Origin of the sequence: Natrinema sp. 74 (genome assembly GCF_046097095.1) — an archaeon.
In the GTDB taxonomy this organism is placed as follows: domain Archaea; phylum Halobacteriota; class Halobacteria; order Halobacteriales; family Natrialbaceae; genus Natrinema.
Genome location: NZ_CP175698.1, coordinates 128,069 through 151,719, shown reverse-complemented (window position 1 = coordinate 151,719; position 23,651 = coordinate 128,069). Strand labels below are relative to the sequence as shown.

At 64.9% G+C, this 23,651-nt stretch carries 27 protein-coding genes and 1 pseudogene; 16 read left to right on the top strand and 12 right to left on the bottom strand.

Annotated features, from left to right (window positions below; genetic code table 11):
• Window positions 1-112: 112 nt before the first annotated feature.
• Together ppc and ACJ70B_RS00740 are read right to left on the bottom strand one after the other, a co-directional pair.
• Complete coding sequence (ppc, locus tag ACJ70B_RS00745; protein WP_408958509.1) at window positions 113-2,803, bottom strand: phosphoenolpyruvate carboxylase; 2,691 nt, start codon at window positions 2,801-2,803, stop codon at window positions 113-115.
• A 958-nt stretch (window positions 2,804-3,761) separates the two neighbouring features.
• Window positions 3,762-3,902, bottom strand: a complete 141-nt coding sequence (locus ACJ70B_RS00740) for a hypothetical protein (protein ID WP_408958508.1) — start codon at window positions 3,900-3,902, stop codon at window positions 3,762-3,764.
• Between the two features lie 1,056 nt (window positions 3,903-4,958).
• Between ACJ70B_RS00740 and ACJ70B_RS00735 the strand changes: the two genes are divergently transcribed.
• Complete coding sequence (locus ACJ70B_RS00735; RefSeq protein ID WP_408958507.1) at window positions 4,959-5,321, top strand: hypothetical protein; 363 nt, start codon at window positions 4,959-4,961, stop codon at window positions 5,319-5,321.
• Window positions 5,322-5,462: 141 nt separating this feature from the next.
• Here the strand turns inward: ACJ70B_RS00735 and ACJ70B_RS00730 are convergent, their stop codons facing one another.
• Window positions 5,463-6,392, bottom strand: coding sequence for an NAD-dependent epimerase/dehydratase family protein (locus ACJ70B_RS00730; protein ID WP_408958506.1), 930 nt, complete (start codon window positions 6,390-6,392; stop codon window positions 5,463-5,465).
• A 274-nt stretch (window positions 6,393-6,666) separates the two neighbouring features.
• On the opposite strand from ACJ70B_RS00730, the gene ACJ70B_RS00725 reads away from it, so the two are divergent.
• The 9 genes from ACJ70B_RS00725 to ACJ70B_RS00685 all read left to right on the top strand — a co-directional run bounded on the left by ACJ70B_RS00725 (window position 6,667) and on the right by ACJ70B_RS00685 (window position 12,376).
• Window positions 6,667-7,992 (top strand): MFS transporter, encoded by a 1,326-nt coding sequence (locus ACJ70B_RS00725; protein WP_408958505.1) that lies wholly within the window; start codon window positions 6,667-6,669, stop codon window positions 7,990-7,992.
• Between the two features lie 115 nt (window positions 7,993-8,107).
• Window positions 8,108-8,560 carry a MaoC family dehydratase gene (locus ACJ70B_RS00720; protein ID WP_408958504.1) on the top strand — a complete coding sequence of 151 codons (453 nt, stop codon included), beginning with the start codon at window positions 8,108-8,110 and terminating at the stop codon, window positions 8,558-8,560.
• Window positions 8,561-8,569: 9 nt separating this feature from the next.
• On the top strand, window positions 8,570-8,692 hold the full coding sequence (locus ACJ70B_RS00715; RefSeq protein WP_408958503.1) for a hypothetical protein: 123 nt from the start codon (window positions 8,570-8,572) through the stop codon (window positions 8,690-8,692).
• 67 nt (window positions 8,693-8,759) lie between these two features.
• The gene (locus tag ACJ70B_RS00710; protein ID WP_408960138.1) at window positions 8,760-9,179 is read left to right on the top strand and encodes a universal stress protein; all 420 of its coding nucleotides are present in this window, start codon (window positions 8,760-8,762) and stop codon (window positions 9,177-9,179) included.
• Between the two features lie 59 nt (window positions 9,180-9,238).
• The gene (locus tag ACJ70B_RS00705) at window positions 9,239-9,640 is read left to right on the top strand and encodes a universal stress protein (RefSeq protein ID WP_408958502.1); all 402 of its coding nucleotides are present in this window, start codon (window positions 9,239-9,241) and stop codon (window positions 9,638-9,640) included.
• A 170-nt stretch (window positions 9,641-9,810) separates the two neighbouring features.
• Window positions 9,811-10,716, top strand: a complete 906-nt coding sequence (locus ACJ70B_RS00700) for a universal stress protein (RefSeq protein ID WP_408958501.1) — start codon at window positions 9,811-9,813, stop codon at window positions 10,714-10,716.
• Between the two features lie 67 nt (window positions 10,717-10,783).
• On the top strand, window positions 10,784-11,404 hold the full coding sequence (locus ACJ70B_RS00695; RefSeq protein ID WP_408958500.1) for a metal-dependent hydrolase: 621 nt from the start codon (window positions 10,784-10,786) through the stop codon (window positions 11,402-11,404).
• Between the two features lie 101 nt (window positions 11,405-11,505).
• Window positions 11,506-11,937, top strand: a complete 432-nt coding sequence (locus ACJ70B_RS00690; RefSeq protein ID WP_408958499.1) for a pyridoxamine 5'-phosphate oxidase family protein — start codon at window positions 11,506-11,508, stop codon at window positions 11,935-11,937.
• A gap of 109 nt (window positions 11,938-12,046) precedes the next feature.
• On the top strand, window positions 12,047-12,376 hold the full coding sequence (locus ACJ70B_RS00685; RefSeq protein WP_408958498.1) for an ArsR family transcriptional regulator: 330 nt from the start codon (window positions 12,047-12,049) through the stop codon (window positions 12,374-12,376).
• A gap of 65 nt (window positions 12,377-12,441) precedes the next feature.
• Here the strand turns inward: ACJ70B_RS00685 and ACJ70B_RS00680 are convergent, their stop codons facing one another.
• From ACJ70B_RS00680 to ACJ70B_RS00665, 4 genes are all read right to left on the bottom strand, one after another.
• On the bottom strand, window positions 12,442-12,846 hold the full coding sequence (locus tag ACJ70B_RS00680; RefSeq protein WP_408958497.1) for a universal stress protein: 405 nt from the start codon (window positions 12,844-12,846) through the stop codon (window positions 12,442-12,444).
• 101 nt (window positions 12,847-12,947) lie between these two features.
• Window positions 12,948-13,991 (bottom strand): NAD(P)/FAD-dependent oxidoreductase, encoded by a 1,044-nt coding sequence (locus tag ACJ70B_RS00675; RefSeq protein ID WP_408958496.1) that lies wholly within the window; start codon window positions 13,989-13,991, stop codon window positions 12,948-12,950.
• The gene (gene trxA, locus ACJ70B_RS00670) at window positions 13,988-14,350 is read right to left on the bottom strand and encodes a thioredoxin (RefSeq protein WP_408958495.1); all 363 of its coding nucleotides are present in this window, start codon (window positions 14,348-14,350) and stop codon (window positions 13,988-13,990) included. Before trxA ends, ACJ70B_RS00675 begins: the two co-directional genes overlap by 4 nt.
• A gap of 400 nt (window positions 14,351-14,750) precedes the next feature.
• Window positions 14,751-15,173, bottom strand: coding sequence for a CBS domain-containing protein (locus ACJ70B_RS00665; RefSeq protein WP_408958494.1), 423 nt, complete (start codon window positions 15,171-15,173; stop codon window positions 14,751-14,753).
• Between the two features lie 256 nt (window positions 15,174-15,429).
• Here ACJ70B_RS00665 and ACJ70B_RS00660 point away from each other — a divergent pair, with 256 nt between their 5' ends.
• Window positions 15,430-16,779, top strand: a complete 1,350-nt coding sequence (locus ACJ70B_RS00660; protein ID WP_408958493.1) for a hypothetical protein — start codon at window positions 15,430-15,432, stop codon at window positions 16,777-16,779.
• 26 nt (window positions 16,780-16,805) lie between these two features.
• Here the strand turns inward: ACJ70B_RS00660 and ACJ70B_RS00655 are convergent.
• The 4 genes and pseudogenes from ACJ70B_RS00655 to ACJ70B_RS00640 form a co-directional block, all read right to left on the bottom strand.
• Window positions 16,806-17,240 (bottom strand): annotated as a pseudogene (locus ACJ70B_RS00655) (VIT1/CCC1 transporter family protein); the annotation flags it as partial.
• Between the two features lie 198 nt (window positions 17,241-17,438).
• Complete coding sequence (locus ACJ70B_RS00650) at window positions 17,439-17,900, bottom strand: YeeE/YedE family protein (RefSeq protein WP_408958492.1); 462 nt, start codon at window positions 17,898-17,900, stop codon at window positions 17,439-17,441.
• Window positions 17,901-17,946: 46 nt separating this feature from the next.
• Window positions 17,947-18,504 carry a YeeE/YedE family protein gene (locus ACJ70B_RS00645; protein ID WP_408958491.1) on the bottom strand — a complete coding sequence of 186 codons (558 nt, stop codon included), beginning with the start codon at window positions 18,502-18,504 and terminating at the stop codon, window positions 17,947-17,949.
• Window positions 18,505-18,512: 8 nt separating this feature from the next.
• Complete coding sequence (locus ACJ70B_RS00640; RefSeq protein ID WP_408958490.1) at window positions 18,513-19,706, bottom strand: MBL fold metallo-hydrolase; 1,194 nt, start codon at window positions 19,704-19,706, stop codon at window positions 18,513-18,515.
• Between the two features lie 246 nt (window positions 19,707-19,952).
• Between ACJ70B_RS00640 and ACJ70B_RS00635 the strand changes: the two genes are divergently transcribed.
• Together ACJ70B_RS00635 and ACJ70B_RS00630 are read left to right on the top strand one after the other, a co-directional pair.
• Window positions 19,953-20,198 carry a sulfurtransferase TusA family protein gene (locus ACJ70B_RS00635; protein WP_408958489.1) on the top strand — a complete coding sequence of 82 codons (246 nt, stop codon included), beginning with the start codon at window positions 19,953-19,955 and terminating at the stop codon, window positions 20,196-20,198.
• Between the two features lies 1 nt (window position 20,199).
• Window positions 20,200-20,790 (top strand): DsrE/DsrF/DrsH-like family protein, encoded by a 591-nt coding sequence (locus tag ACJ70B_RS00630; protein WP_408958488.1) that lies wholly within the window; start codon window positions 20,200-20,202, stop codon window positions 20,788-20,790.
• 102 nt (window positions 20,791-20,892) lie between these two features.
• Here the strand turns inward: ACJ70B_RS00630 and ACJ70B_RS00625 are convergent, their stop codons facing one another.
• Window positions 20,893-21,414, bottom strand: coding sequence for a GbsR/MarR family transcriptional regulator (locus ACJ70B_RS00625; protein WP_408958487.1), 522 nt, complete (start codon window positions 21,412-21,414; stop codon window positions 20,893-20,895).
• A gap of 63 nt (window positions 21,415-21,477) precedes the next feature.
• Between ACJ70B_RS00625 and ACJ70B_RS00620 the strand changes: the two genes are divergently transcribed.
• Genes ACJ70B_RS00620 through ACJ70B_RS00610 form a run of 3 tightly spaced genes read left to right on the top strand, consistent with a single transcriptional unit; the run spans window position 21,478 to window position 23,625 of the window.
• Window positions 21,478-22,173, top strand: coding sequence for an ABC transporter ATP-binding protein (locus ACJ70B_RS00620; RefSeq protein ID WP_408958486.1), 696 nt, complete (start codon window positions 21,478-21,480; stop codon window positions 22,171-22,173).
• 1 nt (window position 22,174) lies between these two features.
• Entirely contained in the window at window positions 22,175-22,897 is a 723-nt protein-coding gene (locus ACJ70B_RS00615; protein ID WP_408958485.1) for a hypothetical protein, read from the top strand.
• Window positions 22,894-23,625 carry a hypothetical protein gene (locus ACJ70B_RS00610; protein ID WP_408958484.1) on the top strand — a complete coding sequence of 244 codons (732 nt, stop codon included), beginning with the start codon at window positions 22,894-22,896 and terminating at the stop codon, window positions 23,623-23,625. Before ACJ70B_RS00615 ends, ACJ70B_RS00610 begins: the two co-directional genes overlap by 4 nt.
• Window positions 23,626-23,651 lie beyond the last annotated feature (26 nt).

Here is a 23,651-nt window from a genome sequence, read left to right as displayed (position 1 = left end):
TTCGATTTTTCACGTCCCTGCGACTGACTCTCGTCCGAGCGCGGTCGACGGTGTCGGCCGACCGCAGCGAAGGCGAACCGGCGGTAGTCAGCATCTTCCAGCTGGTCATCTCTCAGCCGGTGTTTTTCATTCCGGCGGCGATACCTTTGACCGTCAGCCGCAGCGTCCGCTCTTCGATGTCGGTTCGATGAGTCCGCCCGAGCAGATAGACTTGCAGCATGTTCAGCGGGTCGACGTAGGGATTACGCCGCTCTAAGTTTTCGCCGAGCCAATCGCGAGTGTGGAGGCGGTCGCGTCGACCGATCTCTTGGATGAGGGCGGCCGCCCGCTCGTACTCGTCGGTCAGCCGCGGGAAGAACCGTTCGCGAAGCTCCGTGTCGGCCATGTCAGCGTAGCGGTCGGCGATCTCGAGTTCGGTGCGGGACAGCGAGAGCGCGGCGTTGTCGAGCGTCGTTTGGAAGAACGGCCACTCGTCGTACATCTCCTGGAGGGTCTCCATCGAGCCGCCCGCTTGCAAGAACGCGTCGACACCGGTCGCGATCGCGTACCAGCCCGGCAAGATGCACCGCGACTGGGTCCAGGAAAACACCCACGGGATCGCCCGGAGATCCTCGACCGTCCGCTCACCGCTACGAGAGGCCGGCCGCGAGCCCAGATCGAGGTCTTCGATGACCGTAATCGGCGTCGCCTGCTCGAAGTACCGCACGAACCCCTCGCTCTCGAGGAGGTCGCGATACTCTTGTCGGGCAGCGTCGGCCATCGTCTCCATGGCCTCGAGCCACTCCTCGCGGACCGCTTCCTCGGGTTGGTCGATCGCCTGTTTGCGCGCGCGGAGTTGGGCGTTGAGCATCTGCTCGATGTTGCGCTCGGCGATGCGGGGGTTGCCGTACTTTTCGGCGATGGCCTCGCCCTGTTCGGTGAACTTGACCTGTCCCGTCACGGTCGAGTTCGGCAGCGCTAGCAGCGCCTCGTTCATCGGGCCGCCGCCTCGCGAGATCGAGCCGCCGCGGCCGTGGAACAGCCGCATCGTCACGTCGTGATCGTCGCAGATCTCCCCGAGTCGGCGCTGGTTTTTGTACAGCGACCAGTTGGCCGCCAGAAAGCCGTTCTCCTTGTTCGAGTCCGAGTAGCCCAGCATGATCTCCTGGGTCTTGCCGCGGGCTTCAAGTGCCTGGCTGTAGGCTTCGTTCTCGAAGAGGGTGCCCATGATCCGACGGGCTCCCGAGAGCGCATACTCGGTTTCGAGCAGCGGGACGATGTCGATCCCGGAGTGTTCGGGGAGGGAAACGACGCCGGCCTGATCAGCCAGAAACAGCACCTCGAGGACGTGGCTGGGTTCCTCGGTCATGGAGATGGCGTAGGTGTCGATAGCCTCGACGCCATACTCGGTCTGCCAGTCGGCGAGGCTGTCGAAGAGTTCGAGGACACGAGCTGAGTCCTCGGAGAGCCCCTCGGTCTCGCTCAGGTCAACCACAGGCTCGTCCTGCAACACGGCGTCGGTCAGAAATTCGACGCGCTCGTCCTCGCTCAGCGACGTATAGTCGATCCCCTCGCGCTCGAGGGCTTCGGCGATGGCGTCAGTGTGTTTCTGCTGGTGGTCGCGCAGATCGAGACTGGCCAGCGAGAAGCCGAAGGTGGCGATCTGCCGGCGGATCGGGTCGACGTGGGCCTCGACGACGCTCTCGGCCCCGTTGTCCCGCAGACTCTGTGCGATCCCCTCGAGATCGGAGAGAAGATCGTCGACGTCGTCGTAGCCGCCCGGGCGGACGTCACCGACGCGGTCGAGGCGCTCGCGCATGAGTTTGAGCTTCTGGCGGTAGGGTTCGTCGGGATAGCGTTCCTCGGCCGTGCGAGCACTGCCGGGGAGGCGCTCGCGGTCGCGCTCGAGGGCGGCCTGAAAGGCTGAACCGGGGTCGATCCGGCTGCCGTCCTGACTGAGGACACCCGAGAGGCGTTTAAGCTGTTCCCGATACTTCTCGAGGATGACCGACCGCTGGCGCTCAAGCGTATTGGCGGTCACCTCAGGGGTGACGTAGGGGTTGCCGTCGCGGTCGCTGCCGGCCCACGAGCGGAACTCGAAGAGCTTCGGAATCTCGATATCGGCCGGCACTTCGGCGTCGATGGCGTCGTCGAGTTCGTCGTAGACTTCGCCGACGACATCGAACAGCGTGTTCTCTAAGTACCACTGGACGTTGCGCGCTTCGTCTTCGGGTTCGGGCTGGCGGTTGCGTACCTGCGGGGTCTGCCAGAGGCTAGTGACTTCGGCGTCGATGTCCCGCCAGACTTGCTCTTCTTCCTTCTCGGTCAACAGCCGCTCGTCCAGCGTCTCGAGAGAGGTCGAGATATCTCTGAGTTTGGCTTTGACCGTTTTCCGCCGAGCCTCGGTCGGGTGAGCGGTGAACGTCGGTTCGATGAGGACGTCGTCTAAGATCCGCTGGACGGTCTCGACGTCGGCCTCGCCGAGCTCGTCGGCCGCGGTCTCGAGGCTATCCGCGAGAGTGCCCTCGTGAGAGTCGGTGCGAATCGTTCGTACGCGCTCGCGCTCCTCGGCGAGATTGATCAACTCGAAGTAGGTCGTGAATGCGCGCGAGACGACTCGTTGGTGATGGGGCGAGAGCCCCTCGAGGTCGGCGACCAGCGAGTCGCGCGAGTCGCGCTCACCGGAGCGGTATTCGATCGCGGCCCGCCGAGACGATTCGACCGTCTCGAACCCCTGTCGAGACGTCTGCTTCTCGAGGACGTCGCCCAGCAGCGCGCCGAGTTCGCGGACGTCCTGGCGAACGTCTCTGTTATGGAGTCGCATGTCATGTGCATAGACACGCCGCGTCAAAACTCCTTGTACAGTGCGGCCGTTCGCGCGTCCTCATCCCGGCTTTCGACGGCTCGCGGTGAGCAAACCGCTGATACTTTTTCCGGCCTCTTTGTCGACCATCTCCGCAGACTATCGGCGGCGTCAGTCACCACTCGAGAAGCGATGTTCGTCGATCCGCGGCGCGGTAAGCGGTTCACTGCGGCGACCGTGTCACAGCGGAACCGACACATGGGATTTCGTAGCCGGTCGAACAAGTCTTGATTGGTATGTTGTAACATACCACGATTTATTTGGTTGGACGATCACGTCTTAGACGCACCGATGGAAACCGAAACGCGCGAGTGTAGTGGCTGTGGAACGCATACCCGACACATCATCGACGACGAGTCGACCTACTGCACGGTCTGTAGCGGCACCGATACGAGCAAGTCACCCGAGACCTGCGAAATCACATATTGTTCTGCCGACGCGACTCATCTCGTCGTCCTTAAGCCGGGTCGGGCGGCCCACCGGGGCGAACGATACTGTGCGTCTCACGTCGCGGTGGCTGCCGACGATGCGCACGCGGATCCGACCAGAGAGGTGGTCCGTGGGCCCGTAGTACTCGAGTAGCAAGTTACGAGACGGCCGGCATTTCCCGCTCGTACCGTCAGCCGCGTAACTCGGCCGTGTCCGCTCGTTAGGTGACCGAAATACCGAGAAGGACGAGGGTCGTCTGCCATGATAGTCGGAGGGACGTGTGTCGTGAAGCTGCCCTCGTCCTCCTCGTTTTTCGGTCCCGCTATCGCTATGTAATAGTTTTGGATGATGGTCTCTGTCTCGAGCACGAGACATCTATGGCGGTCCGTGACGCGTACTAGAACGGTTGACCGGCGGCCGTGTGGCCGTGGGGCGATCATGTTCGTGTCGGTTCGAGACGCCTCTTCGTCGCTTGCCCGAATCGCTCGGCTCAGGCGGATCGACTCTCGACGATGGTCACCCAGTGAGTCGGGTTGTCGGCCTCGTGGGTACTGGCGGCCCGATTCGCGTCGGCCCAGTCGGTGAATTCTTGATCGAACGCACACCGATCGCATTGCAGTTCGTATGCCATATGATATCGTTCACCGCGAGTGTCCTTAACAGTACCTTGGCGGAATCGGGAGTGGACTCCGTACTCGGCGACGAGAGCTGAGGGGGAACGTAGAAACAGCTATGCTGTGCTAGGTAGTACCATACACTATGAAAGCTACCTGTACGCTGTGTCGGCACACGATTCCGGACCGATCCCTCCAGCGGTGGTGCGCGTGTGGGTGGTGTATGGACCCTACCTGTGACCGCAACCACCGGACGTTCTGCCCTGTGCATGGGAGCGATCGCTGGATCGGAACGGTCGAACTCTAACGTTTTCGGACGAACGGCGCGACGGTCATGCCCGGTTGAAGCGCGACGTAGTGCAGAGCGTAATCGACCGCGTCGCTTACGAACGGACGTAGAATCGTCGACTTCAAAGACGGCCACCGTCTAATCTTCGACGTGGACCGTTCCGGTCGCATCGGCGTCGAGCGGTGCGATCTTCGAGCGGCCGTTTTCCGGACCGGTCAGAGAGCACGGAAAAACGCTTATGTCATGTGGTGACGTACCATGTAATGTAGTCCAGTCGCGAGGGCCAACCGGACGGCTCCCGTCGGTCTGATAACCCGATCGAACCGACGGCTGCTCGAGGCATAACCGAAGGTCCGATAACACGGACACGAGATGAACGCCTCGAAGGAGACCCGTAGCGATCCGGAACGTCGCCACAACGGTGGCGTGCGAAGGCCAAGTATCGGAACTCGAGTAATCGAGTTTCGTGAACCTGGTTCCGCCAGCACGGCCGTACGGATCGTGGAAAGGCTCCCGTCCGGGCCCGAATCGCGGCTGGACGATCTTTCTTATCGCATCGTCGACTGGCTACCGTCTGGTCCGTCGCGTTCGACATTCGTCGATGTCGTCAGTTGGCCCTCGATAATAACGGTCGGTGTAGACACGACCTCCCGGCGTTTCCGGAGATTCGTGCAGGAATTTCGATTGATAACATCCCCCATCGACGACTGCCGCACTAACGACTGCCGTCGGGTTCCGGCGTGAGTTTCAAGCCGTCTGCCGTCGACACTCGACAGTGACGGCCATGACGTCCTCGAGCAACGACGGCCGGGCGATCCGTCCGGGAGACCGCGTTCGCGCTGACGACCGCTCCGGTCTCCTTTTCGTCGTCTGCTATACCGGACTGACGGCTGCGGAGTGGGCCACCGGAGCGGCAGAGACCATTGCCACCGCGTATCGACGGCCGAGCGGCGATACGCCGCGGAACGACGAGTGGGACGACGAAATCGTCGTCACGGTCAACGACCTCGGGCTCGAACTGCGTTACGGCGACGAGATCCGCGACCTGGACCCGTGGGATGTCGGCGAGCGCGTACGCGCCGATCGAGCGGCGGACGCCCCGTCGCTCGTGGCCTATCCACGCTCCCGACTCGAGCCGGTCGACTGACTCCCGTCGGGCGTCTGGCGGCCCGCGTTGCCATCCGGTTTCACGTGGGTGTCTCTCGCTCGAGGTGCTCTGCTACGTACGCCGTCGCGCGAGACCCGTCTCGAGCGGGCCGGTTACGGCCGCCGTTTCCTGCCGTTCCTGTTAGTCGTCCGTATACTGCGCACAGACCCGCCGAATCCCCTCTTCGAAGTCGATTTCGGGCTCCCAGCCGGTTTCGTCCCGGATCTTCGAGGAATCGGCGCACGTGTCGTGGACGTACACCGACTCGGGGATCGGGTTCTCGACGTATTCGGGCTCGATGTCGGTCCCGAGTTCGTCGGTTAGCATCTCGACGACGGTGTTGAAGTCGTAGGCCTCGCCGGTTCCAAGGTTGTAGATCCCGTCGAGTTCGTGCGCGGCGGCTAACTCGAGGCCGCGGACGATATCGGAGACGTGTGTGAAATCGCGGGTCTGGGTCCCGTCGCCGTAGAGGACAGGCGGCTCGCCGTTGGCGATATCGTCGGCGAACTGGGCGATCACGTTGGCGTACTCGCCTTTGTGTTCCTCGGCTCCGCCGTAGCCCTGATAGACGGAGAAAAAGCGCATGCCGGCCGCAGTCATATCGTAATGGTTGGCGAAGTACTCGCCGTAGCGCTCGCGGGCGAGCTTCGAGGCCTCGTAGCCGGTGTTGACCGCCACCGGCATGTCCTCCGGCGAGGGCTCGGTCCGGCTGCCGTAGATCGACGAGGTCGACGCGTAGACGACCGTCTCACAGCCGTCCTGTCGGGCCTGTTCGACGACGTTGACGAATCCCTCGACGTTGACCCGCGCCCCCGTCGTAGGATCCTCTTCGTGCATCGCGTACGACGACAGCGCCGCCAGATGGAAGACGACGTCTACGTCGGTCGGCAGGTCGTCGTCGAGCACGCTCGCATCGACGAATTCGACGCTGTCGGAGAGGTTCTCCGGCGTCCCCAGATAGCAGTCGTCAATGACGGTCACGTCGTTTTCCTCGGCCAGGTGGTTCGCCAGATTCGAACCGATGAACCCCGCCCCGCCGGTAACGAGAACGGATCGATCCTCGAGGTGCATACAGAAATCCCCCGTGCGGCGACGCATAGGTGTTGTGAAAGCCGGTACGGTAGTAGCGAGCGCAGAGACCGGAGCACGGAGACCAGTTCAACGGTGCCGCCTTGGAACGCCGAACGCGTCTGAATCCGAGGACGACGAATCTGGGTGGTCTACCTTCCGTGAGGAGAGTGAACACTCATCATTCGTGGCGTCTCGAGTTAGTTTAACGCTATAGAAGCTCTGACGCTCCGGATTCGGACCTAGATTTAGTATAACCGATAGCAAAGGTCCGCAGGTGAATCCACTCTCGGATCCGTATCGGCGACGGTGGTTCGGGTGGGGGTTGCTCGTCGGGGCGTTCTTCCTCGTAAGCCTCTATCGCACATCGACCGCGGTCCTGTCCGAACAGTTGATGCGGTCGTTCGATACGACGGCGACGAGTCTGGGGCTGCTCCACTCGTCGTTTTTCTACCTCTACGCGGTCTTCCAGGTGCCAGCCGGACTGCTGACGGACCGCTACGGGGCACGTGTGATCGCAGCGGCGGGGACGGTCCTGATGAGCGCCGGGGCGATAGCGTTCGGCGTCGCACCGACGTACGCGCTGGCGTTCGTCGGGCGACTGTGTATCGGACTCGGGGCCAGCGTGCTGTTCGTCGCGGTGTTGCGGTTCTGTGCGAACTGGTTCCGGCCGGACGAGTTTGGGACGATGACCGGCGTGACATTCAGCGTCGGCATTCTGGGCGGACTGGCCGCGACGACGCCGCTGGCGGTCGCCGTCACGACCGTCGGCTGGCGGAACTCGATGCTCGGTCTCGGTGTGATCGGACTCGCGGTCGCCGTCGGCATCGCCCTCTTCGCTCACGATTCACCGTCAGACGCGGGCCTACCGCCACTCGAGAACGTGCCCGATCGGCCGGACGTGACCTCGGCCGCGACGCTCAAGCGGTACGTCGCGGACGCGGTTCGAGAACCCGAGACCTGGCTGCTCGGGACGATGCTCTTTTTCATGACCGGTATCGGGATCACCATCTTCGGCCTGTGGGGGATCCCGTATTTGGTCCAGACCCACGACAACGTGACCGTGACCGAGGCGTCGGTCTACCTTCTCGTAGGCAACGTCGGCGGCATGATCGGCCCGACGCTGTTCGGCTGGCTCTCCGATCGATCGGGCAGACGCACCGGGCTCATCGTCCTCTCGACGGTCGTCTTCGGGCTCACCTGGGGCGTCTTCGCCTTCTTCGGGACCCTCCCTCTGCTATTCGTCGGCGTGATCTTCCTCTTCTCGCGGGTCCTGCGCGGCGGGCTGCCGCTTGCCTTTGCGGTTATCAAGGAGCGCCATCCGGAGGGGGCGAGCGGCACCGTCATCGGCCTGATCAACACGATGGGCTGGATCGGCGCGGCCGTTTTCCCCGTCGTTCTCGGAGCCGCGCTCGATGTCTATTGGACCGGTCAGACCGTCAACGGCACTCGGACCTACACGGAGTTCGGCTACCGGGTCGCGTTCGCCATCGCAACGGTCGCCGGGCTGATCGCCGCGGCCTGCGCGGTCGCCCTCCACCTGCGGATGCAGGACCAACGACCGCTCGAGTCGGCTTGCGACGTCGAGCGGTCGACGAGTTGACGCCGGTCGGGGCACCGAACGCTGACGGTCCCCACCTCGATGCAAGAGTCCACGACAGCGGGCGACTCTGCCTCGGCCCACAAGTTCTTGCTGGTCCGTCCCACACCACTCGGCGATGCGCTATTACGAGGACATCGAGATCGGGGACACCAACGAATTCGGCGAGTATCACGTCACGAAAGAGGAAATCATCGACTTCGCCGAAATGTACGATCCACAACCATTTCACGTCGACGAAGACGCAGCCGAGGACTCCGCGTTCGGGGAACTCGTCGCCTCTGGCTGGCACACCGCCGCGATGTGTATGCGACTGCTCGTCGACGGTCCGATCCAGGATCAAGCGAGCATGGGCGCTCGCGGCGTCGACGAACTCCGGTGGAAACAACCCGTGAAACCGGGCGATACGCTCTCGATCAGGACCGAAGTGATCGACAAGCGCGTCTCCGAAAGCGACCCCCAGCGAGGGTACGTCGACAGTCGACTCGAGGGAATCACCCAGGACGGTGACGTCGTCGTCTCCTGGATTAGCCTGGGTATGGTCGCGCGACGCGAGCCGGGGGCGGAGTGACACAGCGCGGTGTGGGCGCTGGGTGAGCCGCGCGCCGGCGACCACGACCGGTTCGGCGAGTTCTCCGATCGCGGAGCCGTTCGTCGGCTGGACGACGTAACCGGCGATCCGGACTCGCCGACGGTCATCTGACGGACCTGTCAGCGGATGTGGTGAAAGCTATTTCCCTCGACCTCGCGTCAGAAGTGTTGACCCAGTGATGTATGAAACGATCCTCGTTTCCGCGGACGGCAGCGACCCGGCGAACCGCGCCGTCGAACACACGCTGGCGCTGGCCGACGAGTACGGCTCGCAGCTGGAGTTCCTCTACTGCGTCGAGACACACCGCTACGGCGAACCGGCGCTAAGCAGCGCCGAGATCGTGCTCAACGACCTCGAGGATCGCGGTCAGGACCTGCTTTCGGAGCTCGCCGACCGCGCCGACAACTACGGGATCGACGCGTCGACGTGTCTCTGTCACGGTCGCCCCTGGGAGGAGATCCGAAAGCGGGCCGACGCCGTCGACGCCGATCTCATCGCGATCGGCTATCAGGGCCAGAGCCACAGCCGCGACGGGAAAATCGGCAGCACCGCAGAACGGGTCGTCCGCTCGGCCGATCGGCCGGTGTTGACCGCGTAACCGGCGCGTGCAGTCGCGCGGGACCAGCCCTTATCTGGCTCCTCGGTGGACTGCGTCGCATGTATCACGACGTACTCATCCCGACCGACGGCCGCGAGAGCACCGAACGGGCGATCGACGAAGCGATCGAACTCGCGGCCGAAACCGACGCGACGCTTCACGCGCTCTACGTGATCAATTCCGCCGCGATCGCCCCGGGAATCGCCTTCGCGGACCTCGAGACGATCGGCCGGCAGGCGGTCGACTACGTCCGCGAACGGGCGCTCGAGGCCGGCGTCGACCGCGTCGAAGAGTGCGTAACCCACGGCCTCAGGGGCAAGGCAATCCTTGGATACGCGGCCGATCACGATATCGATCTGATCGTGATGGGGAGACACAGGGAACTCGACCACCTCGTCCGCGGGAGCGTCTCGAAGCAGGTCGCTGAGGAGGCGACGGCGAAAGTGCTGATCGTCGACTGAGACGATCCCTTGGAACTAGTTACCGACGCCCCCGGCAGCGGATCCGGGAACGCCGGAACTGCCTTCTGGTGGGTCCACCGGAAGACCATCTGTGCCGGTAGTCGCGACACTCCCACTGTTCGAGACCGCCGCCAATAGTGAAGGGTGCGGAGGTCGAAGTCGTTCCACGAATGACCGACCATATCGTGATCGCCGTCGACGGGAGCGAGGAGGCCACGCGAGCCGCACAGCGGGGTCTCGAACTGGCGACCGTCGTCGACGCGACCGTGGACGTGCTCTACGTCGTCGAACGGAAATCGCTCCGGCTCGCGGCGTCGGCCGACGAAGAAACACGGCTTCGAGAGCGCGGCGAGTCGGTCCTCGCGGAGATCGAGGACCTCGCTTCGGCTCTCGACCAACCGGTGACGACGGAACTGCGGGAGGGACGGCCCGGTGCTCGGATCTGCGAGTACGCGGACGAGGCGGACGCGACGCTGCTTGTCATCGGACGACAGGGGCTGACGGGGCTCGGCAAACGACTGCTCGGCGGCGTCACGGAACACGTCCTCCACAGTAGCGAGGTGCCCGTCTTCGTCGTCCCGGCCGGCGACGCGGCGGCGACACCGGCCGCCGACTACGAACGCGTCCTCGTCCTGACCGATGGGAGCGAGAACGCCGAACGGGCCGTCGAACACGGAACGACGATCGCCAGTCACTGCGACACGGCTGTCCACGTGCTGAACGTCGTCGACCTCCAGAGCGCGGGCGGCGTGTTCAGCGCCGGCGGCCTCGAGACCGACTTCGTCGAGCGCCTCGAGGCCCAGGGGACCGAGGCCGTCGACGCGGCCGCGAACGCGATCGGCGAGACGGCACCCGAACTGACGGTCACGACCGACGTCGTCCGGACGACCGCGGGTGAGGGTGCCGCCGCGGGTATCCGCGAATACGTCGCCGACCGCGATATCGATCTGATCGTGATGGGGTCTCACGGCCGCTCGAACCTCGGCCGGCAACTCCTCGGCAGCGTGACCTCGACCCTGCTGCGGACGGTCGACGTGCCGATGCTGGTCGTCGGTCGGTCGGCATCGGGATCGTGATCCGCCGGCGGACGGCACTCGAGTCACCGATGCGTTGAAACGGTCCCGACCCCTGCAATGGGACACGATGATGCTCCCTACCCACGCGTTCACCGGGCTGGTGCTCGCGCTCCCGGTCGCGCTCGCGATGCCGGAGGTCGGCACCGCGGCACTCGTCGCGGGCTTTCTCGGCGGCGTCTTCCCGGACTTCGATATGTACGTCGGCCACCGGAAGACGCTGCACTACCCGGTGTACTTCTCGACGCTCGCCGTGGCGGTCGCGACGCTTGCTCTCCTCTTGCCGACGGCGGCAACGGTCGCAGCGGCCGTATTCCTGCTCGCCGCGGCCGTCCACAGCGTCACGGACGTCTTCGGCGGCGGCCTCGAATTGCGTCCGTGGGAGGGGACCTCGGATCGCGGCGTCTACGACCACTACCGCGAGCGGTGGATCGCACCGTACCGGTGGGTCCGCTACGACGGCGCACCCGAGGACCTCCTGCTCTCGGTGACGCTCGCCGTCCCGCTGTTGTACACGCTCGAGGGGAGTCTCCAGTGGCTCGTCGTCGCTTCGCTGGCCGTGGCGGTCGTCTACACCGCCGTCCGTCGGCTCCTCCCGCGGATCGCCGAGACACTGTTCAATAGGGACGTCGTCTCGAAGCTCCCGAACCCCGCCCTCGCGTACGTGCCGACACGATACCGCGAGGAGTGAGCACCCATCGGCCGGGCCGACTCGAGGACGTGACACTCGAGGCCGCTGCTCTCGAGCGCGCCTGCTAAGCGTACTTGGCGTTTCGTCCCGTTTCGTTCGATATGGAACATGCCAACTACGTCTACACGACGGGGATGAACGACGCTGAGCTCGAGGATCGTCTGCGAACCGGCAGTCACGGTGTCCTCGCGCTGGCTGACGGCGACGACGCGTACGCGGTGTCGCTGCACTACCACTACGACGGAGACCGGTTCCTGCTTCGCATGAGCGATCACGACGGCGACGCCGAGAAGCGCCGGTATTTAGAGACTACCGACACCGCCACGTTCATCTGCCACGAGACGACGGCTGACGATTCCTGGAGCGTTCACGTCCGCGGCCCCGTCTGCCGGTCGGACCGCGACGTCGACGAGACGACGCTCAACGAGTGGTTCCCGCCGTTTCGCCTGTTCGACGAGGCAGTCGAAGACGTCGAGTTTGCGCTCTACGAACTCGAGCCGGCGTCGGTTACCGGGCGGGTAACGATCGACTAATGCCGGCCGTTCGGTTATCTGGACGAACAGTCCGGCCGGACTGGTGCTTTCATCGCGTGGGAACTCGCTGTGTGGCTTTATTCGACAGTCCCGACACGTCGACCGAACCATGAGCGAGTGCCAGATTGTCGATTCGGACGGCACCGTCCGCTGTACGTGTGACGTTGACAAGATCCTGTCGTTGCTCGCCGATTCCGATCGCCGGACCGTCGTTCGGACCCTCGACACAGCGGAGCGAGACTGGTTAGACCGCGAGTCGCTGCTCGAGTCCGTATCGGCGACCGGATCGATGACCGCCGAGGACTGGGCGCTGGACCTCGCTCACGTCCACCTCCCGCTGCTCGAGGAACGCGGACTCATCGAGTACGATGCCCACAGCGAGACGATCCGCTACTACGAGTGCGAACTCGTCTCGGACGTACTCGCCGCGGTCGAGTGAGCGCCTCGCCGTACTCGACGGCCCTGACGAAGGCGAGTCACTCGAGGGGCCGCTTGCACATCCCCTCAGGCCGTGATCACCGGTCGGTTGACGTATCTGACGACCCGTTCGGCGGTGCTGCCGATCTCGCCGCCGGAGCCGAGGCCGCGATTGCCGATGACGACCAGATCGGCGTCGATCTCGTCGGCGTACTCGCCGATCAGTTGGGAGGGACGGCCGCTGCGGAGTTCGGTCGTCACGTTCACGTCGGCTCGAGCCGCGATGTTGTCGAGCAGTTCGCGGCTGCGCTCTGCTAAGTCCGCGGTGACCGCGTCCGCGTCCGACACCATCGATCCGCCGTACCGTCGCGTGTCGACGACGGACAGCGCGTGGAGGTCGGCGTCGAACGTCGACGCGAGGTCGAGTGCGTGATCCGCCGCCCGCTCCGCGGGAGCACTCCCGTCCGTCGCGATGAGGATCGTCTCGTACATGGGCAGACCCATTCACCACTGGCCGCGACATGTAAGTACCAGGTCCGCGAGAACAGTGAGCGGGAGCCGCCGAGACCGACGCGCTCGCTCGTCTGGCCGCGCTAGTCGTCCGCCAGGGCCTCGGCGGTGTCCGCTGATCGGCCGTCCGCCGCTCGCTCGTCGAGCCACGCCTCGGCGTCGAGGGCGGCCATGCTACCGGTTCCCGCGGCCGTGATGGCCTGCCGGTACTCGGGGTCCGCCACGTCGCCGGCACCGAAGACACCCGGGACCGCGGTCTCGGTTGTCCGCCCCTCGAGCGTCCGCAGGTGGTCCGACGCATCGAGTTTGACGGCGGTGTCCGCGAGAAAGTCCGTGTTCGGGACGTGGCCGACGCCGTAGAAGATCCCGCCGACGGCGACCCCCTCGCGCTCGACCTCGTCGCCTACTTCGAGTTTCTCGGTCGGGTGTCCGTCGGGATGGGACACCAGCGTCGCGCCGGTGACGCCCGCCTCCTGTGAGCCGTGGATCTCGAGCAGTTCCGTGTTCCAGCGAAAGTCGATCGTCTCGTTGTCGCGGGCACGTCGGGCCATGACCTCGGAGGCGCGCAGTTCGTCGCGGCGGTGGACGACCGTTACGCTGTCGGCGAACTTCGTGAGGAAGAGCGCCTCCTCCATCGCGCTGTCGCCGCCGCCGATCACGAGCACGTCGTCGCCGCGGTGGAACGCGCCGTCACAGGTCGCACACGTCGAGAGGCCATAGCCCATCAGTTCGTCTTCGTTCTCGGCACCGACCAAGCGGGCGCTCGCGCCGGTCGCGACGATCAGCGCCCGCGTCCGCAGGACATCGCCACTCGAGAGCTCGAGTTCGAACGGCCGCTCGTCGAGCGTCGTCCGTTCGACGGTGCCGTGGCTGAACTCGGCCCCGAACCGCTCGGCCTGCTCTTTGCCGCGCTGGATTAGCTCCATGCCGCCGACGCCCTCGGGGAAGCCGAGGTAGTTCTCCACGTCGGTCGTCAGCGTCAGCTGGCCACCCGGCTCCGGCCCTTCGAGCACCAGCGGCTCGAGGTCGGCCCGCGCGGCATAGACTGCGGCCGAGAGGCCGGCCACGCCCGAGCCGACGATGACCACGTCGCGGACGGTCTCGGTGTCGCCGTTCGAGCCGTTCATTCGGCCGTGTATCCCTCGATCAGACTTCGCAGGCGGTCCGCCGGCAGCGCGCCGGTGTGTTGTTCGACCTGCTCGCCGTCCGCGAACAGCGCGAGCGTCGGGACGCCCCGAACGCCGTACGCGCCGGCGAGTTGCTGGTTCGCGTCGACGTCGATCTTGGCGATCACCGCTTCGGTCTCATCCGCCAGTCGTTCGAGGACCGGCTCGAGCATCTGACAGGGGCCACACCAGTCGGCATAGAAGTCCGCAAGGACGACGTCGTGTTCGTCGACGACCGTCTCGAGGTGGCCCTCGCCCTCGATGAAGACGGGGTCGTCGGTCGACTCTCCGGCTGCGTCGTGGTTCGTCTCAGTTGCCATTACCCTCCGTACGAACCGGCGGCGTTTAAAGGTTTTGCAAACACTATACAATACAATGGGGAGAGGGTGAGGGCGGAGACAACCGAACGGGTTCCACAACGTCAGCTATCGATCTTCTTTCGAGCAACATCGGCGTGTGGTTGTTTTCCTACTGCAGTCAGTAGTGCCTATTTCAAACAATACAACTGTCGCGTACAGGATTACTCGACCGCCGATCGAACGCACTGGCACCAGCGTGCGACAGACGCCGCGCCGATCGATCCAGACGCGGTGGCTAGGAACTGCTCGAGTGGAATTCGCCGATCGATGTACACACCGCTGTGTTCGTTCGACCGGCAGGTCGACCCGGCCGCTCCGTATCGTGACGAGCACCGCCGACGGTCGCATCGACGACGAGTGTTCAGTACGGCGGTCGCTGTTTTCGGATGATCTCCGCCAGTTCCTGATGTTCGTCGGCGAGCAGTTCGTTCAGGTCGTCGACCGTGATGATGCCCGCCAGTTCGCCGTCCGGTCCCGTGACCGGAAGTCGTCGAACGCCGCGTTCGCTCATCAACTCCGTCGCCTGGTAGAAACCAGCGTCGTGGTCGATGGTATGCGGGTCATCGGCCATCACGTCCTCGGCGACGACGTCGTCCGGATCTGTTCCGGCAGCGAGCACCTGCGTCACCAGATCTCGGTCGGTGACGATGCCCGCCGGCGTCCCGTCGTCGGTGATGACCACGCTGCCGACGGCTTCGTCCTGCATCGTCGCCGCGAGGTCGCGAATCGACTCGTCGGGCGGGGCCGTGATCACGTCGCTCCGGGCGAGGTTTTCGACTGGCATGGCTGCGTGGATATCCCACGACGAGCGACATAACCGCTATCGGCAGTTAGGGTGACACTCGAGACGACTGATACGTCTGAGATACGTCGGCTAACCGGCTCCCGTCGTCGCTCGTCGATGCTCGCGGCGATCGAGGCGGAGTTCATCGTCGCCAGTTCGGCGACGGCGACCCGCGAGAGCGGCTCCGCCGAACACGTTCGCATCCTCCAAGATGTTCGCGACAACGGAGAAACCCTCGCCGCTCGTTCGAACGCGTATGACAGAAGACGCGCCGCCCGAACCGCGCGGGTCCGCTTCCGAACGTCCCGTCGGCCGCCGAACGGGCGACGAGACCGCGCTATCGCCGACCCCGTTTCACTTTGCAGCCCTCCTCTTTCTGATCGCCGGGTTCGCGCTCGCGCTCTATCAGGGGCTCCAGCAGTTCGCGCTCGTGCCCCGGGTGTCGTGGCTCACGTGGACGCACATCCACTTCGTCACGATCGGCGCGTTCACCCAGTTACTATTCGGCACGCTCCCCACACTGGCCGCCCGGAAACTCGAGCAGCCGGTTCCGTCGAGAGGTGCGACTCGAGCGCGCTTTCTCGGGCTAAACGGCGCGCTCTTCCTTGCCTGGTACGGCCGCGCCGTCGGTTCGCCACTCGCGTTCGACGTCGGACTCGCCGCGGTCTGGCTGCTCGCGCTGTGGCTGTTCGCCGTCGTACTCGGCATGGTCCGGCACAGCGACGGGCGTCGGGTTCGGAACCCGACCGTCGGCTTCTACCTGCTCTCGCCGCTCGTCTATCTGTGCGGGCTCTCGTTCGCGTTCGGGTTGTTCAGCCACAGCGTCCCCGTTCCTGGCGGTTGGGCCGGGCTTCGAGAGGCGCACGTCCACGCCAACGCGTGGGGCTTCTTCGGGCTCGCGGCGATCGGGACGCTGTACGACCTGTTTCCCCGGCTCGTCGACACCGAACTGTACAGCGACCGTCTGCAGCGCTCCTCTTTCGTCCTGTTTGCACTCGGGATCGGTCCGCTCGTCTTCGGTCCGGTCCTCGCCGTGGGCTGGGCGGTCACCGGCGTCGGCCTCGCGCTGTACGCCGGCGGCTATCTGCTGTACATCTACACGCTCGCGCGGACCTATCTGGCGGGTACGCCCGACGGGATCGCCCGCTCGATCCTCGCCGCACAGCTCTGGGTCCTCGCGCCGGCGAGCGTCGCGCCGTTCATCCTGTTCGGCGTCCCGCTCGGTGTTCCTCGCGCGTGGATCGAGGCCGGCGCGCTTCACTTCCTCTTTACGGGCTGGGCGCTCCCCGTCGCGCTGGCCGGCTCGCTACTCGCCGTTCATCCCCTCGAGCGACCGTCAAACGCCGAGCTGAAGCCGGGAGCGTCGGACCGCTCCGCAGCGCTCCTCGCCGGCGACTCCGTTCCGTCGGTCGTCGGCCCATCGACCGTCCTGCTCTGGAATGCGGCGGTGCTGGCCGTCGGCGTCGGCTTCGTCTACCAGGGTCGGTCGTGGTCGGTGCTCCTTCATGGCCCCGGCTATGCCGTGTTGCTCGGCGTCTGGGGCTACTACATCGTTCGAATCGTCGGCCGGCTGGTGCGCTCGAGACCGATCGCCGCGACGCTCTAATGGGATCGACCGTCCTTAATTTCCGCTTATCCGGGCAAAAACAGGGTGAGCACAGCGACCACGACGCCAGCGAGCCCCATTCGAACGCCGGCGACGATCCAGTTTTACCGCGAGATCAAGCCGAGATACGCCCTGAACGTAAAGCGGACGGCCACACCGATGGCGACCGCGGCCAGCGTCGCCTCGAGCAGCGAGAAGCGGACGCCGTGGGCGAGAAACGGAAGTAACAGAAGAATAACACCGACTAGCAGGCTGATACCGCTCGCGACGGCGTTGTTCTTGCGGGTGTCTGCCCGTCGCTGCTGGAGCGTCGTGTCCTGCAAGTCGGTCAGCATGGCCCGTTCGATCCGCAGTAGTTCGGTCTACTTCTCGGCGCGCTCGATTTCCTAGACGGTCCAGACGCCGGACGTCCCGAGGCCGACGGCGGCTCCCAGTCCGATGGTGACCACGGTGAGTCCGTCGTCGCCCTCGAGGGTCTCCTTGAGGTTCTGGACGTCCCGATCGGTTTCGGTCAGCGCGACGTTGACGCTCGCAACGGCGACTCGGCCATTGCATCCGTCTTCCGTCCGACTTCCAAAGACGTACCAGATGAGCGCGACGACAGGTGAGAAAGCGGTCTCGCGGTCGGTTTCGCCGCGGTCGTGGGTGCGACCGACGCGTTAGTCGGCGCTCGAGGCGGGGCGCTCGGCCGTCGCCCGTCTGCTTCGCCAGGCACCTTGCAGGTACGCGCCGATGAACATGCCGCCGATGGCCCACAGGATGGCGACGTTACCGACGCCGAGGCTGGCGTAGGCCGCGCCGGGGCAGATCCCCGAGAGGCCCCAGCCGACGCCGAAGATCGCCCCGCCGATCAGGACGTTCCGATCGAAGGATTTCAACCGGCGTTCGTACCGGTCGCCGGTCAGCGGCGCGCTATCGCGGAGTCGGGGCATGACCGCGAAGGCGATCCCGGAGACGATCGCCGCGCCGAACATGACGAACAGCAGTCCGAAGTCCTCGAACTGCAGGAAGTTCAACACGACCTCCGGACGCGCCATCTGGCTGAATCCGAGTCCGAAACCGAAGATCAGGCCGCCGACGAAGATCAGCGGCATGAACAGCGGATGGCGGTCCCCGCTCATCGGTCGTCACCTCCCCGTTTGCCGCCTCGAGACGCGACCAGCTCGCTCATGGTGACACCCCCAGTGCCGCGACGGCTTGGGCAGTCACGATCGCGACGGTCAGGAACGTCAGCACGCCGATGATCGAGGTCTTCGACGCCGAGCCGACGCCGCAGACGCCGTGACCGGACGTACACCCTTTGCCGATGCGGGTGCCGATGCCGACGAACACGCCGCCGACCAGCAGCCGCCAGGCCTGCACGTCGGTCGACCAGAGCGTCACGCCGGCGACCTCGTACAGTTCGCCAGTCGTTCCGGGTTCGTAGAGCGCGGTCGTGATCACCCCCGACTGGACCGTCGCCGCGAACGCCAGCGCGCCCAGGATGATCCCCAGCGTGAACACGACCCGCCAATCGCGCGAGGAGACGTACTGCTGGAAGCGCGACTGTTCGGAGGCGTACGACAGCGTCGACTCGAGGAAGGTGCTCGCGCCCGCGGGGATGCCGGTCCCGACGTAGATCACGACCGCGCCGAGGCCGACGAGCAGCCCACCGATGGCGTAGCGACTGATCCCGTTGGGAAACAATTCGGCGGCCGACTGGAGCGGTATCGGATCGACTACCATCGGTCGAGTTAGTCACCCGCAAGCGAGTCCTGACTCGCCGCGCAGTTGTTCGGCCCGAGCTCGAGTTCGAACGCCTCGTCGTCGTCGATGTCCTGCTGGCCGAGGTTCGTCGCGATGATGTCCTCGTAGTTGGCCGGCCGCGGCGGCATGTCGGCGAGGGCCAACTCGACGAACGCGTCCTCGTCCATCGTCAGCGCGGCCATCTCGTCCTCGAGTCGGCCGATCGGTGCGGTGTAGGTTCCGTCGTCAGCGGGTACGGCGGAGTCGCTTGCGTGTGCGCCGCCGATCAGCGTGTCGTCGGGCAGGGTGAGCACGCGCTCTTGAAGCGACTCGTAGAGCTGTCTGGCGGCGTCTTCAGCGCCCTCGTCGCCTTCCTCTAAGTCGGGGCGGGCGACGCTCTCGACGAACAGCCCGTCGCCGGTCGCGAGTAGGCGCTCGTCGACGAGATACGAGGTCATCCCGGTCGTGTGGCCGGGCGTGTGGACTGCCTCGATGGTGGCATCGCCGACCGCGAAAGTATCGCCGTCGGCGGCCGTCGTTAGCTCGTCGGCGTAGGTGATGCCGCGATCGGCCGCGGCCGCGGGGACGACACCCTCGACGTCGGCCGCGTCGAGCGCGCGGACACCGGAGATGTGATCGGCGTGGACGTGGGTATCAATCGCATATTTCAGCTCGACGCCTAACTCCGCGGCGTCTTCGAGGTACCGGTCGGTGAACGCGCGAAGCGGATCGATCACGGCCGCTTCGCCGTCGTCGTAGACGAGGTAGCCGAGACAGCCCGAGGAGGGACGCTGGTACTGGCGCACCGTCCCCGCGCCGTCGTAGCGCTCGACTTCGACGCCCTCGTAGATGCGCGCCCAGCCGTTCATCCCCTCCTCGAGGTGTGCCGTGTCGTAACCGCGCTCGTTCAACGCCCCGGCGACGTACTCGCTCGAGCCGCCTTTCGCACAAAGCACGATAATTTCGCGGTCGTTGGGAATCTGTGCAAGAACGTCGTCGCCGATCTCCTCGTCAAGGAACTCGAAGTAGGGAATGTTGATCGAGTCGACGGTCTCACCGTCAACGTGCCACTCGTCGTACTCCGATTCCATGCGCGCATCGAGGATCGTCACGTTCTCGCCGGCGTCGATTCGCCGCTTCAACTCCTCGGGAGCGATCGATTCGACCGGAACGTCTGGCGTTGGGAAGTCCGTGTCGTCCATCGTGTACACCGTTTAGTATCGGCCGCGTCCACATAAGGGTTCGGATGGTATTTCGACAATTGCACAATATAGTATCTGGTCCGATCACGCTCGGACTACGCTCGATAGCGTGTATAGGTGCGATGATTCGTGCATTCTCTACTTCTACGCTCGCCATAGCTGTTCGAATACTGTGCAATCGCCGATATCCTTTTATGGCCGCGACCTATATTGTGTGGTAGCTCCAAGACAGAGCACACAACTACCATGAGCTCGGAATACACTACCACGGAGACGCTCGACGTGAAAGGACAGTCCTGCCCGATGCCCATCGTGAAGACCAAAGGCGCGATCGACGACCTCGAGGCCGGCGACGTACTCGAGGTCGTCGCGACGGACGCGGGCAGCATGAGCGACGTTCGAGGGTGGGCCGACGGCACCGACGGCGTCGAACTGCTCGATCAGGTTGAGGACGATGACCTGTACACCCACTACGTGAAGAAGACGGCGTAAGATGAGCACCGACAACCCCACCGCCCCGGTAGACGACGTCGACGGCGAGTTCGACGCTGCGGAGTTGCAGGCACTTCGCGAGCGCGTCGACGAGTTAGAGGAATCGATCGCCGAGATCGACGACGCCGACGACCAAGGGAAGATGACGATCGTCGCGACACAGGGCACGTTCGATATGGCGTACCCGCCGCTGATCCTCGCAAGCACAGCGGCCGCGTTCGGTTGGGAGGTCGTCGTCTTCCACACCTTCTGGGGACTCGATATCCTCCACGAGGAGAAGTCCCAGGACCTCAAGCTGAGCGCCGTTGGCAATCCGAACATGCCAGTTCCGAACGCGCTCGCCGCGTTGCCCGGTATGGACGCGATGGCGACGAAAATGATGCAAAAGCGCATCGACGACAACGGCACGGCCACCATCGAGGAGCTGATCGACCTCTCGCTCGAGAGCGGGGTCGACCTACAGGCCTGTCAGATGACGATCGATCTGATGGACTACGAGGAAGATGACTTCTACGACGGCGTCACCACCGGCGTCGGCGCGGCGACCGCGCTGCAGCATATGGCCGAGTCCGACGTCCAGCTCCTCGTCTGAGACACCACCGTGACTGTCGCTCGTGCGGGCGCGCCCCGGTCGAGTAACGACGGGTTCCGACCGACAGATTTTGACCGACGGATCTCGACGGCCCCGTTCCGATCAGCGCAGTCGATCGATCAGGTCAGCGAGGCGCTCGGTCGACTTGCTCGTAAGCAGGGTCACTAGCGTCTGGCTCCGGTCGTAGGTCGTTTTCAGCGAGCGGATTCGCTCGAGATCCTCTTCGGCCTGCTCGGAGTCGGCGTCCTCGAGTTTCGTTTCGGCGGACTCGAGCGCCCGGGACATCAGGTCGATCTCGCGTTGAACTTCCCGCCGCAGGAACTCCTGAACGACGTGCCAGAAATCGGTCTCGGCCTCGTAGAACGCCTTTTTTCCCTCGCCGGGGATTGAACGACGGTGGACGAGGTGGAGCCGTTCCATCGCTTTCATCGCGGTGCTCACCGTGGACTTGGCGTAGCTGCTCTGGTCGACCAGTTCGTCGAGGGACACCGGCTCGTTCTCGAAGAAGAGAATCCCGTACAGTCGGCCGTAGCTCCGATTTAGACCATAGAGCTCGGCGCTGCGTTCCAGCGCCTCGATGACCTCCTCGCGGGCAGCGGCCACGGGGTCGCCGTCTTCGTTCATGAAATTCGCTATCTGCCGAAAATACTAAACGGTTTGCTTCTGCATATTCGGAATGGACCGAATATGGTGGACGCTACGACCGAGAGAACGAATCACGGAAAGGCGGACGAAACGGAACCCGAAGTGGCGCTTCGCGGAGACGAACTGCACAAGACCTACGGCTCTCAGCTTCCGTTTACGCGGACCGTCGACGTCCTCGAGGGAGCGACCATCGAGGTCCGGTCGAGCGAAATCGTGGGTATCGTGGGCGCAAACGGCTCGGGCAAGTCCACGCTCATGAAGATTCTCGTCGGTGCGCTCGAGGCGGACGCCGGAACGGTCGAGACCGGCGGCCGGGTGGGGTGGTGTCCTCAGGAGGGGCTGTTGTACGACCGACTCACGATCCGAGAAACGTTCCGACTCTTCGGAGCGGCCTACGAGATGACCGACGAGGAGATCGTAGCGGCCCGCGACAGGCTCGCCGCGAAACTCGACTTCGAGCGGTTCCTCGACTACCGAATCGACCACCTCTCGGGGGGCAACCGCCAGAAAGTCAACCTCGGCGTCGCGCTGATGCACGACCCCGATGTGCTCTTGCTCGACGAACCCTACACGGGGTTCGACTGGGACACCTACCTCGCGTTCTGGGACCTCACCGAGGACCTCGTCGAGCGCGGGACCGCGATCGCGGTCATCAGCCACCTCATCAACGAGCGCGAGCGCTTCGACCGCATCTACGAACTCCGCGACGGACGACTCCATCCCGACGAGGTGGCCTGAGATGCGCGCGGTGACCGGCACCAGAGCACGCCTCGCAGAGTTCGCCCGTCAGCCGACAACGCTCGCGCTGCTCGTCTTCCTGCCTCCGGTCGCGATCGAGGTCTACGGCACCGCACTCGAGTCGTTCCCGGCGCTCCCCGGCCTCGGGGCCGACCCCGCCACGGTCGGGCGAATGACGGGGACCCTGTTCGCGGTCGCCTTCCTCGCTGGCCTCATCGGCCTCTTCCAGGTGATCAGCGCCAGAAGCGGCGATGAGCGCCTCGCGCTCTGTGGCTTCCCCCGTCACACCCTCCTCGTGACGCGGCTCGTGACGATGCTCGTCGTCTCAGGTTTCGGTGCCGTCGTCGCCTTCGGCGTCTTCACGTGGCGGATCGACGTCGCCGCGCCCGCACTCGCGTTCGGCGTGTTGGTACTCGCCGGCCTGCTCTACGGACTCTTCGGCGTGATCGTGGGAACGCTGCTCCCGCGGGACCTCGAGGGGTCGCTCGTCCTTGTTTTCCTCGCCGATCTCGATAACGTCCTCTCGAGTGACTTGTTCGACATCGGCCGAGTCGCCGAGTTCGCCCCGCTGTACCATCCCCACGCCCTCTTCGAGGCCGCCGTCCTCGAGGGGACACTCGCCGACGGCCACCTCGTCCCGGCGCTTGCGTATCTGGCCGTCCTGCTCGCGGCCGCGTTCGTCGCGTACGCCACCGTCACCGGCGAGAAGGGGGTGCTGACATGAGTCGGACGCTGCGATCGGCCGCGATGGGGGCGCGCCAGATCAAACGGACCCCCGTTTTGATCGGCCTACTCGTCGCCCTGCCGGCTTACCTCGTCGGCGTCTTCACCATCGTCGCACCGGACTCGCGGGTCGCCTTCGAACTCGAGGGGGGCGAGACGGTCCGCGTGACCCTGACGGAGGTGTTCCCCGCGTTCACGACGCCGATGGTCGCGGCGCTGCTCGCGGGCATCGCCGGCCTGTTCCTGATCCAGTCGACCGCCGATGCCGACGCGCGGCTCGTGACCGCCGGCTACCGCCCTCTCGAGGTCGTTCTCGCCAGACTCGCGCTGCTGGCCGGCGTGAGCGCGATCGCCACGCTGGTCGCCGTGAGCGTACTGCGCGTCGCCTTCGCGCCCGACCGCCTCGGCTGGTTCGCCGTCGCGGTTCTCCTGACGGCCCTGATCTATGGCACGATCGGCGTCCTCGTCGGTACGCTGTTGGACCGGCTTCCCGGCGTCTACCTGGTGCTCTTCGGCTCGATGATCGATCTTTTCCTCTTCCAGAATCCGATGGCCACGGAGACGCCCGCCGTCGCGCGGGTCGCGCCCGGCCACTACCCGCTTCGGCTCGCGATGGACGCCGGTTTCAGTGGCCACGTCTCCCTCGAACCCCTCGCCTGGAGCCTCGCGATCCTCGCCGTTTACGGAGCGCTCGCAGTCGCCGCATTCTATCGATCCGTCCGGGCGTAGCGTCCGTTTTCGGCGACGGCTCGCGG

Excerpts from the sequence above, each read along its gene's own strand:
- ppc (WP_408958509.1), bottom strand. The coding sequence starts at position 2,803 with ATGCGACTCCATAACAGAGACGTTCGCCAGGACGTCCGCGAACTCGGC.
- ACJ70B_RS00740 (WP_408958508.1), bottom strand. The coding sequence starts at position 3,902 with ATGGCATACGAACTGCAATGCGATCGGTGTGCGTTCGATCAAGAATTC.
- ACJ70B_RS00735 (WP_408958507.1), top strand. The coding sequence starts at position 4,959 with ATGACGTCCTCGAGCAACGACGGCCGGGCGATCCGTCCGGGAGACCGC.
- ACJ70B_RS00730 (WP_408958506.1), bottom strand. The coding sequence starts at position 6,392 with ATGCACCTCGAGGATCGATCCGTTCTCGTTACCGGCGGGGCGGGGTTC.
- ACJ70B_RS00720 (WP_408958504.1), top strand. The coding sequence starts at position 8,108 with ATGCGCTATTACGAGGACATCGAGATCGGGGACACCAACGAATTCGGC.
- ACJ70B_RS00710 (WP_408960138.1), top strand. The coding sequence starts at position 8,760 with ATGTATGAAACGATCCTCGTTTCCGCGGACGGCAGCGACCCGGCGAAC.
- ACJ70B_RS00705 (WP_408958502.1), top strand. The coding sequence starts at position 9,239 with ATGTATCACGACGTACTCATCCCGACCGACGGCCGCGAGAGCACCGAA.
- ACJ70B_RS00700 (WP_408958501.1), top strand. The coding sequence starts at position 9,811 with ATGACCGACCATATCGTGATCGCCGTCGACGGGAGCGAGGAGGCCACG.
- ACJ70B_RS00695 (WP_408958500.1), top strand. The coding sequence starts at position 10,784 with ATGATGCTCCCTACCCACGCGTTCACCGGGCTGGTGCTCGCGCTCCCG.
- ACJ70B_RS00690 (WP_408958499.1), top strand. The coding sequence starts at position 11,506 with ATGGAACATGCCAACTACGTCTACACGACGGGGATGAACGACGCTGAG.
- ACJ70B_RS00685 (WP_408958498.1), top strand. The coding sequence starts at position 12,047 with ATGAGCGAGTGCCAGATTGTCGATTCGGACGGCACCGTCCGCTGTACG.
- ACJ70B_RS00680 (WP_408958497.1), bottom strand. The coding sequence starts at position 12,846 with ATGTACGAGACGATCCTCATCGCGACGGACGGGAGTGCTCCCGCGGAG.
- ACJ70B_RS00675 (WP_408958496.1), bottom strand. The coding sequence starts at position 13,991 with ATGAACGGCTCGAACGGCGACACCGAGACCGTCCGCGACGTGGTCATC.
- trxA (WP_408958495.1), bottom strand. The coding sequence starts at position 14,350 with ATGGCAACTGAGACGAACCACGACGCAGCCGGAGAGTCGACCGACGAC.
- ACJ70B_RS00665 (WP_408958494.1), bottom strand. The coding sequence starts at position 15,173 with ATGCCAGTCGAAAACCTCGCCCGGAGCGACGTGATCACGGCCCCGCCC.
- ACJ70B_RS00660 (WP_408958493.1), top strand. The coding sequence starts at position 15,430 with ATGACAGAAGACGCGCCGCCCGAACCGCGCGGGTCCGCTTCCGAACGT.
- ACJ70B_RS00650 (WP_408958492.1), bottom strand. The coding sequence starts at position 17,900 with ATGAGCGGGGACCGCCATCCGCTGTTCATGCCGCTGATCTTCGTCGGC.
- ACJ70B_RS00645 (WP_408958491.1), bottom strand. The coding sequence starts at position 18,504 with ATGGTAGTCGATCCGATACCGCTCCAGTCGGCCGCCGAATTGTTTCCC.
- ACJ70B_RS00640 (WP_408958490.1), bottom strand. The coding sequence starts at position 19,706 with ATGGACGACACGGACTTCCCAACGCCAGACGTTCCGGTCGAATCGATC.
- ACJ70B_RS00635 (WP_408958489.1), top strand. The coding sequence starts at position 19,953 with ATGAGCTCGGAATACACTACCACGGAGACGCTCGACGTGAAAGGACAG.
- ACJ70B_RS00630 (WP_408958488.1), top strand. The coding sequence starts at position 20,200 with ATGAGCACCGACAACCCCACCGCCCCGGTAGACGACGTCGACGGCGAG.
- ACJ70B_RS00625 (WP_408958487.1), bottom strand. The coding sequence starts at position 21,414 with ATGAACGAAGACGGCGACCCCGTGGCCGCTGCCCGCGAGGAGGTCATC.
- ACJ70B_RS00620 (WP_408958486.1), top strand. The coding sequence starts at position 21,478 with ATGGTGGACGCTACGACCGAGAGAACGAATCACGGAAAGGCGGACGAA.
- ACJ70B_RS00615 (WP_408958485.1), top strand. The coding sequence starts at position 22,175 with ATGCGCGCGGTGACCGGCACCAGAGCACGCCTCGCAGAGTTCGCCCGT.
- ACJ70B_RS00610 (WP_408958484.1), top strand. The coding sequence starts at position 22,894 with ATGAGTCGGACGCTGCGATCGGCCGCGATGGGGGCGCGCCAGATCAAA.